Raw genomic sequence first — 21,251 nt, 5'->3', positions numbered from 1 at the left:
AGGAATAAAATAAAAGCCAAAAACAAAAGAAGACCATGAAAAAACCTACTATTTTAAAAACGTTAATTGCAGTTGTATTTTTATTGCTAAGTTTTTCTTCTCATGCCCAGTTAAGAAAAGGCTTTACTACCAGATACACAACCAGTTTGAATGGAGATATTTTAGTTATTGGAAACAATAGCTTAAATAGAGATGGCGGAAGAAGAGAACGTCCTAATGTCAATTATGATGATCAAGGAAGTGGAAGTGAGGTAAATGACAATTTCGATATGAAATATATTGATATTGACAGCGAGACTTCTTTTAACTCAAGTTCCGCAACATTAAAAATTCCGGATGCAAGTAAAACTTGTTTTGAAATTGTTTATGCTGCTTTATACTGGTCGGGAACCTATCAGGGTACGGATAGAAGCAAAATCAATCATGTAAGATTAAAAACACCAACAGCAACAACTTATAAGGCTCTTACCGGAAGTATACTTTGGGATGAAGGCGGTACAGGTGTCAATAGCGCTTATGGTTCATTGCCTTATGCTTGTTTTGTAGATATTACAGATGATGTTAAAGCTGCAAAAGAAGGTGTCTATACCATAGCCGATGTGATGTGTTCTGAAGGTAAATTTTCGCCTGGTGGTAATTCAGCAGGTTGGTCAATTTTTGTAATTTATAAAGATCCATTATTGCCTAGTAAATATATTACTAGCTTTGATGGTTTTAGTATTATTAGAAGTAGTGATCCACCATTAGATATACCTATTTCTGGATTTAGAACAAATCCTTTTGGAAATGTAAATGTAAAATTAGCATTTAGTGCATTAGAAGGAGATAATAAATTAGAAGGAGACGGTCTTCAAATAATTGGTGGAAAAGCGTCAAGTGTATGGGGTGCAATTTCTTCATTAGTAAGACCTATTACAGCGGGTACTCCTCCCAAACCTAACTTTTTTAATAGTACCATAACAGATGGTGATGTTATTTTGGCAGGTCGTACTCCAAGTAGTAAAAATACATTAGGGTATGATGCTGGTGTGGTAACTCTTGATAATAGTGTTGGCGGGGTACAAAATAGTGTCATTCAAAATGATGAAACTAGTGCAACGCTTAGAATAAATACCTCTCAGGATTCGTATTTTATGTTTTTTAATGCATTGTCGGTAGAGATTATTGCGCCGAAAATTGTACTTAAAAAGAATGTTCTTAGTGATAAAGATGTAAATATTGGTTCTCAGCCAGTAACACTTAATCAGGAACTTAGGTATGAGATTAAGTTTAAAAATGAAGGTAACGATAATGCCAAGAATTTTACAATTACAGACGTTATTCCTAACAATGTAATTTTTAATGGGATTAGCGATATCTTAGTAATGGACACAAGAATTACTGCTACGTATACTGCTGCAACAAGAACACTTGTGTTTTCTATTCCTGATGAGTTAGTTATTGCAAAAGGAGCAGAGTTTACCCTTAAATTTAAGGTTAAAGTTGTAGACGATTGTAACGAGTTAATCGATGCATGTTCTAATGAAATTAAGAATACAGCTGTTTCTAAATATTATGGAGACAAAAATACTACACCTGGAGGTTTTGGAGAAGGTAGTTATTCTACTATATCTTCATGTAATGTGGGAGAACCTACATCTACAAACTTCTTGGTTGGTATAGATGAGTGCTTATTTAGTAGAGATGTTTCTTTATGCGGTACAGCAGTTTTAACAGCAGCAAATGGTTATTCAACCTATGTATGGAGAGATCCAAATGGTGTTATTTTTGGAGGTAACAATCGACAAGTTACCATCGATAAACCAGGAACCTACACTGTTAATAATAGCGGTGCGGCAAATTGTGAAGATATCCAACAGAAATTTGTAGTTATTGATTATCTGGCAAGCGCTAATAAGAATCCAATTAAAGGAGACAATATTGATCCTGCAACTGGATTAGCTTATGGTTGCGTTAGAGATAACAAACCGTTCCCTAAAATATTCTTGTGTGGTCTAAACGATAAGAGATTTATAGATACTCAGATTACGGGAGCCACAAGTATTACCTGGCAAGAAACAAAAGATGTAACTCCATCAACTAATCCTGATAGCTGTCCTTATGAAGGAGCTACAAACTGGACTACAGTTGAAAACGGGCCAACATTTACAGCAGACAGAGCTGGTGTATTTAGACTTGTAATTAATTACGGGAATAATACATGTGTTGCTACGCATTATTTTAATGTTTATCAAAACTTACTTGATCCTACTGTTAAGAAACAAGATATTGTTTGTAATACAAAAGGATCGATTACGGTTACAAATCCATTACCAAATACTGGATATGTTTACAGTTTGGACGGAACAAACTATCAGCCATCAAACATTTTTAATGATGTTGCTAAAGGATCTTATACAGTACAAATAAAACAGACAGTATTAGAAGTTGGACAAGTTTCTGCTTGTATATTTAAAATAGATGTAAACGTAGAGCAGCTTGATTTTACAACAGATCTTGAGGCAACACATCCACTTTGTAATGGCGAACAGGGAACTATTAAGGCAACTATTAATAATGTGCCGGGACAATACAATTTTATTCTAAGAAAGAAAGGTAGTACTGTCGAAATTCAAAACTCAGGTTTAATAAATAATAATATTATCACCTTCAATGGTGTTGATCCGGGAGTTTATGAGGTTCTTATGTCTACAGCAAATAATGGATGTAGTGTTATTAAAGAGATTGAAGTTTATGACTATCGTTTAACGGCTGTTGCTAATATTACTAAAACACCTACAGCATGTAGTGATGGTGAAATTACAGTTTCTGTTACAGGTGGAACTCCAAGACCAGGCCCACCACCATATTATTTATATTATGTAAATGGTAGTACAAACTTTGTTACAGATCCTAAAATTCCTGTAACAAGACCTTTGCCTGCCAGTGGCGAATATAATATAGTGGTTGTAGATGCTAATGGATGTACAGTAAATGTACTACCGGTAAAAGTTACTGAGTTACCAAAACCAAAAGTAACATTCAAAGCAGATAATATTAATTGTTATGGATCTAATAGTGGCGTAATTAATGTAGATATTACTCCTGGAGATTCTGGTTATGCAGTTTCATATAGTGTAAATGGAGGAGGTTTTAGTTCAATTGCTCCAATTACAAATTTGGCAGTTGGTAATTATTCTATAGTAGTTAAGTACACTTATAACGGTGTTGAGTGTCTTGATCCTGCTGTAAACGTTACTATTGACGGACCTGATGCTGCTTTAACAGCTTCGGCAGGTGTATCTGAATTAGCAGGTTGTGGACCAGCTGGATTTGAGCATCAAGGAAAAATTAGAATTACAAATGTTGAGGGCGGAACACCCGGTTATACTTATAGTTTTGATGATCAAAAAACTTGGTCACCAATAAACGAAGCCTTAGTTAATCCTGGAACATATACTGTATATGTTAAGGATAATGCGGGTTGTATTTATGCAATGTCAGGTATTGTTTTAGATCCTAAACCAGCAGACCCTAGTATTGAACCTGATCCTAAAATTGTTTACAATTGTGATGGTACTGGAATAGCAACTGTAGTAGTTAACAATACAGGAGGAGCAAATTATACATACGAGTATTATATTGATGGTACAGCAAATACGCCTATTACTAGTAATGTATTTAATAATGTTCGTACAGGAACACATGTAATATCTATAAAATACAAACTTGTAGGTGCTACAACATATAGTAACTTACTAAAAGAAGATTTTGGAAATGGAGTTGATGCAAAATCACCAGGTATTAATGTTAATTACTGCTGGGAAAAGCAAGATTATGTTACAGAATGTGGTGCGGGATTATGGCATGATTATCTTTTAAATGACGGAGAATATGTTGTTACAAAAGGAATTCTTGAAGATCATAGAAATGATTTTGGATGGGTTATCCCTAAGGATCACACCAATCCAGGATCTATTGATGGTAGATATTTAGCCGTAAACATTGGAAAAACAGCTGGAGAAGGTGGAATTTTATATAGAAAGACAATTTATGATATTATTCCTAATCAAGATATTAAAGTTCAATTTTACGCTTTAAACTTATTGCTTCAGGCAAATCAAAAAATAAAACCAAACTTAACGGTTGAATTACATAAAAATGGAGTTTTAATTCCAGGAGCATCTGTAAATACAGCTGATATTCTTCAAAATGAAAGCTGGAATTTCTTAGATAAATTATCTATTAATCCGGGTAATAATACGTCGCTAGAGTTTGTAATTAGATCCAATAGTGATAGAGAAGATGGTAACGATTTAGCTATTGATGATATTTTAGTATATCAAATGCCTAAATCATGTTTATCTGAGAAAAAAATCGATATTATTATTGATAGTAATAAAGCATTTAATGTTTTAGAACCAGAAATTCAAAATGTTGCTTGTAGTGGAGGTAATACAGGAGCAATTAAAATCACGGCTCAAAATTTCGATACTACAAATGGTTTCCAATATTCTATCAATGGTGGAACATGGAAAACGTCAACGGTATCACCTGTAACTGAAGGTGGACTAATTGCAGGTACCTATACTGTTGATGTACGTAGTGATGCTACAGGAACTTGTACTAAATCATTCCGTAAAACAATTGGTTCGGGAACTCCTGTAACAGTTACTGCATCGGTTACAGCACCATTGACTTGTACTTTAAAAGCAACAATTACGGCAGTTGCTGATGGAGGAACAGGGCCATATAAATATGAACTTAGAGGAGCTGATGGTGTAGCAGTTTTAGTTGCATTTCAGGATTTAGCAACATTTCCAAACATACTAAAAGGAAGTTATACTGTTGTTGCGCAAGATATTAATGGTTGTCCATCAGGGGCTTCTACTGTTGTAGTAGTAGATGATCCGATACCGCCTACAGCAAGTTTAGCTGATACATCAGATTTATGTTTTAATTCAGATAAAGCAACGATTGTTGTTACTGCCTCAGGAACAGGAACATTATCTTATAGTTTAGATGGTGCTCCGGGTGTTGGATCTAATACTTTTGCAAATGTTGGTGTTGGAACACATACAGTAGTAGTAACAGATAGTAATGGTTGTAAAGCAACAGTTTCTAATATTATAGTTGCAGAAGAATTAACAGGGAAGGCGAAAGTAACTAAAACGCTAGATTGTGACACCGTAGGAGCAACTATTAAGGTTGATATTGAAGGTGGTAAAACAACATTTACCTATAGAGTTAAAGAGGGCTCTAATCTTTACGGTCCAATTGTACCGGTTACAGGAACAACATTTAATTATACAGCTCCGGCTGCCGGAATTTATACTTTCGAAATTTCAGATTCTAATAGTCCTACAGCATGTAAAGCTGAAGTTACTGCAACAGTTAATTCAATCACAAAACCAACTGTAATAGCAACACCAGTTCAAGTTGCTTGTTATAATGCATCAACTGGAGAAGTTACTTTAACTGCCTCAGGTGGTTCTTTAAGTTATACCTATAGCTTCAACAACAGTTTATTTACAAATACTGTAAAATATACGGGATTAAAAGCGGGTATTCCTTATTCATATCAAGTAAAAGATACTAATGGCTGTACATCAGATATAGGGTCCATTACTTTGACACAACCAACAGCTGTTGACGGTACTATTTCTGCAACAGAAATAACATGTGGTACTACAGGAGTTGTTCCTGCAGTAGTTACAATTGAAGGTAAAGGCGGAAAAGCTGATTATACTTACAGCTTTAATGGTAATACAAATTATACAACAACAAACACTTTCCCTACAAGTACTGGTGGAACTATAACTGCTTATGTTAAAGACGCAAACGGATGCGAGGCTGGACCATTTTCTATTGAAGTTTTAGCTTTAAAGCAAATGGGCGGTATTACAATTACTGATAATGGTTACGATTGTTCTACAACTCCTCCGGGGGGTCATGTTAATATTGCAGCTATAAAGAATGGAGTTTCGGCACCAATTCGTTACCAAATTATTTCTGGCCCTGCTGGTTATAATACTGCAACTAATGCCGATGGAGAGTTTAAATCATTAACACCCGGACTTTATACATTTCAGGCAACAGATGAAAAAACAGGTTGTTTTGTTACCCAACCTTATACAGTAAAAGGAGCTCCGGATATTGTAGCTGGAGGGTCGGTAGTTACTACTATCAAATGTTATGGAGGTACAGGAAAAATTCAATTTACAGTTACCGGAGTAAAAAGCAGATATGATTATGTTGTTAGAGATGCTTTAAACAATTCTATTCAAAGCGGAAATAATATAGTTTCAACAAATACTACTGTTACGGTTAGCGCGGCTTTAGCAGCAGGTACTTATACCATTACAGCTAAAGACAGAACAACAAACTGTGAGGCAGTATATTCTGTTACTTTATCGCAACCAGCTAACCCGTTAGATGTTACTGCAACGGCTCCAAACGTAAACTGTAATAAGTACACAGTATTTATTACAGCAGAAGGTAAGGATGGAACACCGAGCTATACTTATGCAGTTGTTGAACACAATGCAACAGCTCCTACAGTTTTTGACGCTGATCCTAAATTATCAGTTAATACCGCTAATGGTACAAAATTGAGCTGGGATGTGTATGTTAAGGATGCTAACGGATGTACTGATTTTGTTAATGTAAATATTATAAAAGATCAGGTACCATCAGTTACGGCAACTTTAGATAATCAATGTACAGGTTCTGGAAATAAATTCAGAATTACAGCAACTGGTACTGGAGGTACTGGAACATTAGAATATGGAATTAATGGAGTTAATGGAGCATTTTCAACAAATAATGTATTTGATGTTGCAGCAAGTGCAACTCCTTATACAGTTTGGGTAAGAGATGCTAACTTATGTACAGCTTCAGCTACACCAATTACCGTTTATTCGCAATTAACTGCGACTAAAGTTGTAAAAGAGCTTGATTGTTCGCCAACAAAAGATGCAACAATTACAATTACTGCCAGTGGCGGAAAAACACCATATAAATATGAAGTTTCATCTAATGGAGGAACTACATACGGCCCAATGGCAACGAATGTTTACACAACTTCAACAGCGGGAACATTTTTAATAAAAATTACAGATGACAACAATTGTTCATTTGTAGAAAGCACTACAATTCTTTCAATTTCTAACCCAACCGTTACGATAGTTACGCAGGCAAACGTGAAATGTAATGGAGGATCAGACGGTTCAGTAAAACTTATTGGACACGGTGGTTCAGGCGGATTTACTTATAGCAATAATGCAGCAAGCGGATTTTCGAATGTAGATACTTTCTCAGGATTAGCTGCAGGAGATCATACTTTTTATGTAAAAGACAGTAAAGGCTGTACAGGAAGTATTATTGTTACTATTACACAACCAACGAAATTGGTTGCTACAGCAAGTGCTCCGGCATTTACTTGTAATACAAGCAATGTAAAACAATCTACTACAGTAACAATTGCTGTTCCAACAACTGGAACAGGTCCTTATGAATATAGTTTTAATGGAGGAGGATATAGTACTACTGTAAGAACTTTAGTTGTAAGCGATAACGGAACAGATCAGACAATTAATTTTTCTGTTAGAGATAAAAACCTTTGTGTTTTTTCTGACTCAGTTATTTTATCAAAATTAAATCCTCCAGCAATCACTTCTGTACAACCAAGTGTAGTTACATGTTTAGCTACAACTAGTACTGCGGTTGTGAATGTAACAACAGGAACAGGAGTTGGTGCTTTGCAATATGAAACAATTGCTCCTTCCCCAATTATCAGAGGAAAACAAACATCGAATTCATTTGCCAACTTAACTCCTGGAGATTACTTCTTCAAGGTTACCGATGCAAATGGTTGTTTTGATACAGAATCAATTACTATTAAAGCAGTTACTAATATTGCTATTAATGGTATTACTAATAATGATGTAAAATGTAAAGGAACTTCAACAGGAAACGGAACATATACTGTTTCGAATATTGCAACAGTTGGAGATTATACATTTTTATTGACAGCCGGAAACTTAGGATCTGGCACGCTTACAAAATCAAATAATACGTTATCATTAAATAATGTAGCAGTTGGCTCTTACACAGTACAAGTAACAGACAATGCAACAGGATGTTTCAGGAGTGCAACTATTGTTATTGCAGAACCTGCAAATAATGTAGATGTTACAGCTTTGGCTACCAAAATAAACTGTAATGATGATGTTGCAACCATTACGGCAGCTGGTGCTGGTGGAACGGCTACTTATAAATATGCAGTTGTAGAACATAATGCTACAGCTCCTACAACTTTCGCAGCAGGTGAAATCTTAACTGTTGACACTGCCGGCGGAACAAAAATGGAATGGGACGTTTACGTACAGGATGCAAACGGCTGTACAGATTTTGTTTCTGTTTTAATAGATACAGATCCAACACCTACTGTTACGGCTACTTTAGACAATCAATGTACAGCTTCTGGTAGCAATTTCAGAATTACTGCTACAGGTTTGAATGGAGTTGCTCCATTGAAGTATGGAATAAACGGAGTAAATGGAGCGTTTGGAACGCTTAATACTTTTGATGTTGCTGCACGTGCTACTCCTTATATTGTTTGGGTAAAAGATGCCAACGGATGTACTGCTCAGGCAGCAGCAATTATGGTTTACCCACAATTGACTGCACTTGCAAAAGTGACAAAACCATTAGATTGTACATTGTCACCAAAAGCTCAGATTACGGTTGATATCACTGGTGGAAAATCAACTTATACTTATAAAGTTGATTCAGGTTCTGGTTATGGTGCAAGCAATCCTGTATCAGGAAATCAGTTTGTATTTGATGCTCCAGCGGCAGGAGTTTACAAGTTTGAAATTACAGACTCAAATAGTCCTGCTTGTAAAATAGAAGCATCTGCTACTGTTATGGCCATTAGCAACCCAACTGTTGCTGCTGTAAATCAGGTAAATATTACTTGTTTTGGAGCAAATAACGGTTCAGTGAAATTAAAAGGATCTGGAGGTTCTGGAAGTGGTTATACTTATAGTAAGGATGGAGTTACATATTCAATTGTTGATACATTCAATGGATTAACACCAGGATTACATACTTTCTATGTAAAAGACGGTAAAGAATGTCCTGCGCAGGTAGATGTTACAATTTTAGAGCCATCTGCTTTAACAACAACTGCTAGTGCTGCTCCATTCTCTTGTAATCCAACTACGAATGCAAAACAGTCAACGACAGTAACAATTGTTCCTCCAACAACAGGAACAGCCCCTTACGAATATAGTTTTAATGGAACGTCGTATGATGCATTAATTAAAACATTAACAGTTCACGATAACGGATCAGATCAGGTTATAACTTTCTATGTTCGTGATAAAAACTTATGTGTTTACAGCAATACAGTAACTATTGCGAAATTAAACCCGCCAGTTATTTTTAGTGCTGTGCCAACGCCGGTTACTTGTACAGCTACAAAAAGCACTGTTACAGTAACAACAACAACTGGAACGGGAGTTGGAAATCTAGTTTATTCAATTACTGCTCCGGCAGCTTATGTAACTACGAATACAGACGGTATATTCGCGAATTTAGATCCGAATAATACGTATACTTTTAAAGTAGTCGATGAAAACGGATGTTTTGATACCGAAACTCTTAAAGTAAATGCTGTAACACCAATTTTAGTTACACCAAGTAAAATAAGCGATGTAAAATGTAAAGGCGACACCACTGGAATAGCGAAATATACAATTTCTGGATTTAGTGCAACGGCTAATTATGATGTAACAGTTACAACTGTTCCTGCTGGATTGTCATCTACATTAACACAAGTTGGAGATGTAATCACTTTAACTAATTTAAAAGCCGGTGCTTATACACTTTCAGTTGTTGACAAAACAACAAATTGTCCTGCAGATGCGACAGTTACTATTCTTGAGCCATTAAGAGCTTTAGAAGCATCATATGTTGCAGTAAATGCTAACTGTAAAGTTGGTACATCAAAAGTAACAGTAACAGCTTTGTATGGTACGTCACCTTACAAATACTCATTTGTACAAGATAATGCTGTAATAGGTACATTAACAAATGTAGCAAGTGCTAATTTAGACCCAAATGTAGCAACAGAATGGGATGTTTATGTAGTAGATGCTAATGGCTGTCAGGTAAAACTTGATGTTACAATTGAAAAAGATGATGCGCCAACAGTTACAGCAACGGCAGCGGGTCAATGTTTAGGAAATGGTACGTATACAATTACTGCTGTAGGACTAGGAAAAGCTCCTTTGACTTATAGTATTACTAATGCGACTACTGGTTTTGGTACTTCAAATACATTTGTAGTAGCGGCTTCAGGTAACTATAATGTATGGGTAAAAGACGGTAATGGTTGTGTTGCTCAAACAACTGCACCAGTTACTGTTTTAGATGCATTAACGATTTCAGCCAAATTAGATAAGAATATTACTTGTGTCCCAGGTTCTGTGGATGCCAAAATTACTTTAACAGTAACTGGTGGTAGTGGTTCTTATGCGTATAGTTATACAAGTACACCTGCTACTGCTACGGGAACTTTTTCAGGAAATGTTTTCACTCCAGATCTTTCGGGACTTGTCCTGCCAGCTACTGCTGCTGATTTTGTCTTTACAGTAACAGATACCAGTACTTTACCAATTGCTGACAGATGTAAAGCAACAACAACAGTACCAGTTCACATTACAATACCAGTTCCTCCACACTTTACAATGGTAGAAGGACCAAAAATTAGCTGTAATGGTGATGAATCAGGATCATTAAATATTACAATAGACCCAACAAAAGGATTAGCGCCATTTGTTATCAAGGTTTATAACAATGATATACCTAAAGATTATGGTACTCAAACTTCTGGTTTAGCTGCTGGTAATTATACAGTGACTATTACTGATGCAAAAGGGTGTTCTTATGAAGAAGATATTGAAATTAAACAGCCAGACCCAATTGTGGTTGATTATGATACAACACCTATGCAATGTGTTGGTGCAGGTGTATCAAAAGGTGAAATTATAATTAAAAGTGTAAAAGGTGGAACTGCCAATTACGATTATTATGTAACCGGTATTAACGGATACAATAAAGAAGTGCATGGTATTCCAGGTACTACGGTAGTTTTTGAAGTTGTAGATTTTGGTTTGTATCAAATTAGAGTAGTTGATAAAAACGGTTGTTCAAACATTATCAGTGATGTATTAATTGCTGCACCAGTAGATGAATTAGATGTTGAAATAGATACAGCATCTACCTGTGCTGCAACAGGAGGTTCTGCAACAATAACAATTAAAACTGCTTTTGCTGGAGATGGTCCATACCATTTCAATATATATAAAGGTCCAACCCCACCACAAATTTGGACTGCAGATGGAGTAGATGGATGGCAAGGTGAAACTAGTACGAAAGAAACTATTTATACTGGTTTAACTCCTGGCGTTAAGTATACTTTTATCATTTATGATGAAGACACAAAATGTTATTACTATCAGGTTGCACCTGATCCTGTTCCAACTAATTCTACTTTAACAGTAGAAAATAAAGTGGCAAGTAATATTACATGTACAACTGAAAATGATGGGAATGTTACATTTAATATTAAAAACATTTATACTTCATCAGTAGATGTAAGTTATCAAGTTTATGAATCTTTAACCAACAAAGCCATTGGTACTGCGGTTAATTTAACAATTGGAGCATCGACGTCATCGCCGAGCCAAAATGTAGGGCCATTGTCAGTTGGTACATATTATATTTTAGTAAGGGAAGTGGCAGGACCAAATTCTGGTTGTGCTGTCGCATCTACAACTTTTAATATTAAAAAATCGCCAATTTTATTATCACTTACAGCTTCTGCTACTTCAATTGCAGACTGTACGAACTTAGGTAAAATATCAGCTCAGGCAAAAGACGGAACAGGACCATATACTTACCAAGTTGTCCCAGTAGGAACAGCGTATGTAGATACTGATTGGGTTCCTGGTAGTACATTTACAAGACCAGGAAGCGTAGCCGGAATCACTTATGATGTTTATGCAAAAGATGATTACGGATGTATCAAATTTGTACCAGTTACGGTTTACAAATATGAAGTTCCAACAATTGATCCGATAGATCCTATTTGTTATGATGGTAAAACGCCATTTACATTTAACATCGTTGGTACAGTTGATCCAGCTATTGTAGGTGGTGCAACTTATAGTGTAAATTCAGGTGATTTCCAAGCATCTCCAAGTTTTACATTTAATGCCGCTGGAACCTATAATTTCGTTATCAAAGATGGTAAGGGATGTACAGCGACAACATCTGTAGAAGTTAAACCAATATTGAAACTTGATGCTGTTTTAACTAAAGAGCTTGATTGTTCTGTAACAGATATTAATTCTTCAAAAGCAATTATTACATTAACAGCTTCTGGAGGATACGGAACTACATATAGTTATGAATACTCTACAGATGGAGGAAGTAATTGGACTACAATGACTCCAACATTACAAGCAGATGGAGTTACAGTATTGCCAGACAATGTACTTCAGACGAATGTTCCTGGAGATTATATTTTCAGAGCTACAGATGAAGGAAACACAACTACTTGTCAGGTAACTAAAGAATTTACTTTAGATCCTATTCCTGCTATTGTATTTACTGTTGCAGAAACAAACATTACATGTCCTGGTGGTTCAGACGGTACAATTACTGTTGATGTTACTGCTGGTGTTGGTCCTTTTGAATATCAATTAGAAAAAGGAGGAGCAGTAATTGTAGGTTTCAATCCATCTAATGAATTTACAGGATTAGCAGATGGAAACGATTATGTGGTTACGGTTAGAGATGCAAAATTGTGTTTTGCTACAGAAAATGCAACCATAACAATTCCAGCCCCATTAGTAGCTACGGCAGTTTTAGATAAAAAATTAGCTTGTAATACTGATAATTCGACTATCAATGCAGAGATTATAGTTACTGTAACGTCTGGAGGAACTACACCATATCAATATAGTTTTGATAATGGAACAAACTTCAGCGATGATAATAAGTACACAACTAGCGATTCAGGTCCTGTAACAATTATTGTTAAAGACGGTAATGGTTGTGAAACGACATTACCAGTTGTGCCTATACCGGCATTAAATGCTCCATCAGGGATGAATATCAGTGGAACGCCGATTTATTGCTTACCAGCTGCAAGCCAAAAAAGTACCGTTACAATTAATAGTGTAACAGGTGGAGTTTTTGATGCTGCTAATCCTCTGCAATATGAGATTTTATCTCCTGTTGTGGTTGGTAAACAAACTTCTACGGTATTTGCAGATTTAGATCCAAGTACAGAACCTTATGTATTCCAGGTAACGGATATGAATGGTTGTACTTACAGAGATTCGTTCAAAGTAGATCCGGTAGTTAGTATTACGGTTTCTAGCGATTTGATTACGAATGTTTCTTGTATTGGTTTGAATGATGGTGCTGTGAAATTTACAGTGGCTAATTATGGTACACATGCTTATACTGCAGTTTTGACTACTGGAACAGGTACACTTACTAAAGTTGGTAATATCGTTACAGCAACAGATTTAGTAGCAGGAACATACGTATTACAAGTTACAGATGATATTACACAATGTACTAGTTCAGCAACTATGGTTGTTTCAGAGCCTACAGCATTATCATTAGCGCCAGATTTAAATCTGCATGCTGATTGTGATTCAGATGCGGTAGTAAGTGTTATCGCTTCTGGCGGAACAGGTCCTTACGAGTATTCATTTGTGGTAGCTGGTTCTGGATCAGGAGGAACTTACACTACTGATAGTGAGGTATCTTTAGATCCTACAACTTCTACCAATTGGGAAGTATGGGTAAGAGATGCACATAATTGTATAATTTCTGTACCGCTTGATATTACAATTGTAAAAGACCCATCGCCAACAGTTGCGATGCCAGCACCAATATGTTTTGAAGGTGTACCAGTAAATATAGATTTATCTATTGGTCAGAGTTTTGGAACAGGTCTTGGTCCGGTGACTTATAAAATTAATAATGCTACGCAGTCAAATCCTATTTATGCAATTACTGCTCCTGGATTATATGATATTAGTATTATAGATAAAAATGGTTGTGAATCTAATGTGGTGACTTACGAAGTGAAACCACAATTAGAGTTAGATGCTAAAGTAACAAGAGACTTAAGCTGTATCGTTGGAAGCGAAGATGCTCAATTTGAGTTGACGGCTAGTAACGGGCACGGTACTTATGTTTATTCATATACTTTAGACGGTGGAGCAAGTGTTCCAATGACATTAAATACGCTTACAAATAGCGCTTCGGGAACTTATGTATTTAAGGTAACGGACGCTGAAAATTGTGAAGCTACTTATACGATCGTAGTAGATCCAATAACTCCAATTGCATTTACTGTTGCTGAAACAGCTGTAAGTTGTAAGGGAGATTCTACAGGAATGATTTCTGTAAGTGTTACTTCAGGAAACGGACCGTACGAATACCAATTAGAGGATGGTGCGACTATTGTTACGCCTTACCAATCATTACCTCAGTTTACAGGATTACCTGCTAAAAACACTTATGTTGTAAGAGTTAGAGACGCTAAAATGTGTAATAATACTATGCCAGCGACAATAACTGAGCCTGTTGATGATTTAACAGCAATTTCAGATATTACAACAAAATTAGAGTGTACTTCTGGAAATGTGCCGTCACTTGCTGTTGTTACAGTAACTCCTTCTGGAGGAACAACGCCATATCAATACAGTTATGATGGTGGAGTTAACTATTCAGGTGATAATACATACGAAACAACTGCAGGAATTACTTTTGATGTTTACGTAAAAGATAAAAATGGATGTATTTTCATATTCCCTAATGGTGTTGATGTACCAGCTTTAACACCTCCAACAGGTTTTGGTTTCAATTTAGTTCAGGCGGTGACTTGTACTAAAGATGCTACAGTTGATGTTGTTAATGTATTAGGTGGAGCTTTACCGCTTCAATATGAAACGATTGCACCATCTCCTGTGATTAAAGGAAAACAACTTTCTGCAACTTTCACAGATTTAACTCCTGGATTCTATGTATTCCAGGTTACAGACAACAACGGATGTACGCGTAAGGAGTCTTTAACAATTTCTCCTGTAAACAACATTACTGTTGGAGGAAAATTAGTTAAAAATGTGTCTTGTAATGGTCTTTCTGATGGCTCTATTGAGTTTAAAGTAGAAAACCTTGCAGGTGGATACACAGCTACTCTTAATTCAGCTTTAGGTACTTTGGTAAAGTCAGGTAATATAGTTACTGTTACTAATTTGCCAGCAGGATCATATACTTTGACAGTTACTGATGCTATTACGGATTGTGTTAATACTGCCACTATTGTGGTTGGAGAACCGGCTGTTTTAGGCTTATCTCTTGTATCACAAACAGCTGCAAATTGTTACTTAGGTGCTGTAGTTACAGTGAAAGGAACAGGAGGAAGCCCGTTATACAAATATGCATTTGTTCGTAATAATGTAACACCAACAGCTTCAGACTTTACTGATAGTGATTTCGCTGTTTTAGATTTCACTTTAGATAAAGACTGGGATGTTTATGTACAAGACAAGAATCTAATTTGTTCTGCTAAAATTGATGTAGAAATTACAATAGATGATTTACCAACAATTGATATAAATAAAAATATATATTGCTATACTGGTGGTCCGGTTGCAATTGAAATTACCGGAACTACAGATGACGATATTGTTGCCCCACCAATGTACAGTATTGGAAACGGTTATTATGCAAGTCCATTCTTTACATTAAATGCACCAGGAACTTATGAATTCTTTATTAAAGATGGTAATGGTTGTTTGGCAAAAGCAACATATGTATTGAGACAAGAATTGTTGATAGAGGCAACTCTAACACAAGATTTGAACTGTACAACAAACGATGCAACAATTACATTGTCAGCGTCGCAAGGAACAGGTGCAGGAACATATTCTTTCGAATATGATTTTAATAACAGTGGAATTTTCACAGCAGTTCCAACATTACCATACAAACCAACTGCTGCAGGTACTTACACTTTCAGAGTGAAAGATGCACAATGTTCAACAGTTTCTGTTCCGGTAATTGTAACTCCACTTACGATCCCTAAGTTTACAGTAGATACCGTAAACGTACGTTGTGAAGGAGATTTAAACGGAAGTATTGAAGTTACGGCTAAAGATGGTGTAGCGCCATATCAGTATAGTATAACTGATGGAGCAACAACTTCACCATTACAAGCTTCAAATCTTTTCACAGGATTAAAAGCAGGTACCTATACTATAAACGTTGTAGACAGTAAAAACTGTCCGGCAACTTCTGCTCCTGTTACAATTACAGAGCCAACTAAATTAACAGCGTCGCATGTGGTTAGTCCATTTGGTTGTGATACTTCAAATACAGCAAAAGATGCAGTAATTACATTAACGGCTCATGATGGTACAGGACCTTACAGCTACAGTTTTGATAATGGTTTGACTTTTGGAGATTCTCCATCACATACTGTGAACACGGCAAATACTGTAAGTTATGTTATCGTTGATATTAATGGATGTAGAGCTATAGGAACAGCAACTGTTCCGGTATACAATCCACCAACAAAATTCGATTTAGCTGCTACGCCAATTTATTGTAATAATGCGGCTGGAACAGCAACAGTAACGGTATCAAATATTACCGGAGGTGAACCAGGATACACTTATGCGATTATTGAGCCAGTAGGTTCTGCTACTTCGAACACACTTGGAAGTTTTGATAATCTATTACCAGCAACATATGTAATAAAAGTTACAGATGATAATGGTTGTAGTACGTTAAATTCAATTGAAGTTAAAAAAGCAAGTGAAGTAAATGTTGAAGCTCAGTTGTTAAGTGATGTTGCATGTAATGGTGGAACAACAGGTTCTATAGCCTTTACAATCAGTAATTACATTACTCCTGCTAATTATACATTTGCATTGTCTCCTAATAACGGAACATTTACACAAAGTGGAGATGTAGTTACTTTTACAGGATTAACAGCTGCAAATTATACATTTACAGTTACAGATGTTACTTCAGGTTGTACAGATAGCGTTGCTAACTTCTTAGTTAATCAGCCAAGTGCTCCGCTAAGTTTTACTATGACAGCTACAAATATTAGCTGTGATAATAAAAATGCAACTATTATAGTAAATGCTGTAGGCGGAACTCTTGATTACAGCTACGCAGCTGTAGTTTCAGGACAACCAGCTCCAACAGCTTATAGTTTAAGTAATAAATTAGAAGTTGATACAAATAATGGAACATCATGGGATGTTTATGTGAAAGATTTTAATGGATGTACTACGTTAGTACAAACGCAAAACATTTTAACTGATGCTCTTCCAAGTGCTATAACTGCAAATGTTACTAGCCTATGTCCAAGTGCAACAGGAACTTATGAGATTGTAGTTTCTGCGACTGGTAAAGCTCCATTAGAATATAGTATTGGATCTGGATTCCAGTCTAGTCCTAGCTTCGAGGTAAATTCTTCTGGATCTTATGATGTTACCGTAAAAGATGGTAACGGATGTACAGTTACTGTAACAGCGGCTGTTGTAATCGATGGAGCTTTAGATTTACAATTAGACATTCAGGCATTACCAAGTTGTGATGCTCCTGATGGTAGAATTTTTGCAAAAGCAACCGGAGGTTCAGGAAATTACAGATATAGTTCTGGTGCGTATGTTCCGGTGACTGGTGCTACAGCTACATTCAACAATGTTTCATATGGTTCTCATACAGTGGTGGTAACCGATTTAACGACGGGATGTAAAGACACAGTGATTGTTGAATTATCAAAAGCTACTGAGATTACTGGTTTAGCTTTAGATAAAACAGATGTAACATGTAATGGAGGTTCTAATGGTAGAATCATTGTTAACCTTGCTCCAAATGCACCAGGTGTAAACGATAATCCAATTTACAGATATACTTTAACAGGAACAGCTATTGGTAATGTACCAGTTAGTGTTGGTCCTCAGGATAGTAACATATTTGATAATTTATTACCTGGAGATTATACAGTTAGAGTAACTTCAGGAAGAGGTTGTAATGCTCAGGTAGATACGAGAATTACACAACCAACTCCAATTGTAGTTAATGCACCAACAATTACACCTTTCAGTTGTACTGCTGGCACAAACACTACAAATTTTGCAAGTATTACAGTTAATTCTGTGACTGGAGGAACAAATCCTTACGTTCTTTATGTGTTCAGTAAAAACGGAACTGTTGTTCAAAGCAGCGATTCTAATGTTTACAACGAAACTGATCTTGCAGGAGGTTCTTACTCAGTAAAAGTATTTGACAGTAAAGGTTGTGAAGGTTCTTCTACAGCTCCAATTGTAATTGCACCGTTCATTACTATGAATGATATTAATGTTACTGTTGTAACTCCAATAACTTGTATTAATAACGAAACTATTCAGGTTTCTGTTGCGACAACTGGAGGAACTCCAACAGCATTAGTTTACACACTTACAGGTGCAAACGGAACTGTTTTCAATCAAACAAACCCAACCGGATTGTTCTCTGGATTAGCTATAGGGAACTACGCAATTACTGTGTTCAACCCAACAACAGGATGTACAATAAAAGATTTCCATTACATATTCGACCCTAATACTTTTGCTATCGAAGTAGCGCCTGTAAAAGGAGAAGTTTGTTACGGAGACTCTGACGGAAGCGTAGACTTGACATTTGTTGACAATCAATTGAACCCAACAAATGACGCAGGAGCATTTACGTATACTATTACAGGTCCGGTACCAAGTTCTGGAACTACGACAAATGCGGGTCCAATTAGAATATTAGGTTTAACAGCAGGTCAGTATTCAGTTACAGCGAAGTTGGTTAATAGACCAGAATGTACGGTTACGACCGTATTTACAATCAATCAGCCAGCAGCTGCATTAATGATTGCTAAAACTCAAGGACCTATTACATGCGTAGCAGGTAATAATGACGGAGCAATTACAGTATCTGCCTCTGGTGGATGGGATACTAATTATCTATATGAATTGGTAGGACCAGTTAATGTGGCATATTCAACTCAATATGAGTTTAAAGGATTAACTGCAGGTAACTACACTATCAATGTTAAAGACGGTAAAGGATGTATTGCAACAACAACGGCTCAATTAGTTAATCCAACACCAATTGTTGTTAATGCAACAGCAAGTGCTACAATGTTAACTTGTTTTGATAATGAGGACGGAGTTGTGACTGTTGACGTAGTAACGGGAGGTTCAGGAAATTATACTTATACCTTAAACGGTGTATTAGCTGACGGAACTGTAATCGTTGTAGAATCACAAGGCACTAAACAATTTACAGGATTAAAAGCAGGAACATATACAGTAACTGTAAAAGATACCTGGGGTTGTGAGAATATTTCTAACACAGTAGTAATTGATCAGCCAACAGAAGTGAAAGCTGAGCTTACTATAGCTAGAAATGAAACATGTCAACTAGTACCAATATTGAAAATTACAGCAACAGGCGGAAAAGCACCATACTATTATAGTGCTGACGGAACTAATTATTCAGTTTCGTTCAATTCAAGTATTGATATTACATTGCCAAAAACTACAGTTAAGACAGCTTACAAGTATTTTGTTAAAGACTCAAATAACTGTACAAGCACAATATCAAACACAGTTGAAGTTCCAACAGTTCCAAAACTTGATTTTACAAGCTTGGTAGATGTTGATATTAAATGTAAAGGAAGTGCCGAAGGTACAATTACAGCTATAGCAACAGGAGGATTAGGAAACTATATTTATACACTGCAAGATGCTGCAGGAGTTGATATTACTCCAGCGCCAACACAACTTACTCCAGGAGTATTTACTGGGTTAGCTGTTGGAAATTACAGAGTAAAACTAGAAAGTTCAGATTGTTCGGTAACTTCTGCACCAATTGAAATTTCGCAGCCTAATGTAGAATTATCAGCTGTGGCAATACCAACAGATGTTACATGTAATGGTTTCAATAATGGAAAAATTACGGTAAATGCTGCTGGTGGAACGGGAGTTTATAAATATGCTATCGAACCGGAATTCAGACAGTTCTTTGACAAAAATGTATTCGAAAACCTAAAACCAGGTTTCTATGATGTATTAGTTCAGGACGAAAATGAATGTTACATATTCATCAAAGATGTTGAAGTAAAAGAACCAGCACCATTAACAGCAGCGTTAGTAGATGGTACTTTATTCCCTGAAACATGTGCTGGTGAAAAAGATGGTTCATTTAGTATTATAATTTCTGGAGGTACAATTGATTACAGTGTGAGCCTGGATTCAGAAACAGGTCCATTTACTCAAGGTGCTGTAGGTCAGACAACGTTTGATTTTGATAATCTTTCAGGAGGTCCTCATATTGTTTATTTCGTAGATGCATCAGGTTGTAACGGTCAGGTAGACATTGCAATGGATGAAGCAGTAACGCTTAATCCAACAAACGTAGTTAGCTATGATTGTGTGAACAATACAGCTGCAAACATGGTTACAGTAGATGCTGGTTATGATGGTGACCCTGCTGAGATTGATTACCGTTTAGATGGTGGTCAACCACAAATGAATAATATCTTTACTAATCTTGCCCCGGGTAAGCACACGATTAAGGTTACACATACTAACGGTTGTAATGCAGATACTAGTTTTGAAATTCTGGCTGTTGAGAAGTTAGACATTACAGTAATTGAAGAGCCAGGTGTTTGGAACACTCTTATTGCTTCTGCAGTAGGCGGTGGTGGAGATTATATGTATAGTATCGACGGTGGTAGCTTTAGTCATGAAAATAAATTTATTATTTACAAAACAGGTACTTATACAATCACGGTTATGGACAAAAACGGTTGTACAGATTCTCAGGAGTACTATATTGAATATGTAGATGTTTGTCTTGATAATTACTTTACACCTGCCGGTTCAACAAATACTGCTTGGGGTCCTGGATGTACAAACATTTATACAAATTTAATTTTCTCAATTTTCGACAGATACGGACGTGAGATTGCTAAATATCACTATGGTCAAAAATGGGATGGAAGATACAATGGAGAGGAATTGCCATCTGGTGATTACTGGTATGTTCTTAAACTAAATGACGAGAAAGATGCAAGAGAGTTTGTTGGACATTTCACTTTATACAGATAACAAAATAATGCC

At 36.2% G+C, this 21,251-nt stretch carries 1 protein-coding gene; it reads left to right on the top strand.

All coding sequences use genetic code 11. The features are described 5' to 3' along the window. The first annotated feature begins 35 nt into the window (after positions 1 to 35). Entirely contained in the window at positions 36 to 21,239 is a 21,204-nt protein-coding gene (locus tag BUA98_RS02025) for a T9SS type B sorting domain-containing protein (protein WP_072969988.1), read from the top strand. The last annotated feature ends 12 nt before the right edge of the window (positions 21,240 to 21,251 follow it).

This window comes from Flavobacterium saccharophilum (assembly GCF_900142735.1).
In the GTDB taxonomy this organism is placed as follows: domain Bacteria; phylum Bacteroidota; class Bacteroidia; order Flavobacteriales; family Flavobacteriaceae; genus Flavobacterium; species Flavobacterium saccharophilum.
Note: the sequence above shows the minus strand (reverse complement) of the source record. Positions and strands in the feature narration are given on the sequence as shown.

Bases quoted from the DNA above. Each gene is read 5' to 3' on its own strand.
- BUA98_RS02025 (WP_072969988.1), top strand. From the start codon at position 36: ATGAAAAAACCTACTATTTTAAAAACGTTAATTGCAGTTGTATTTTTA.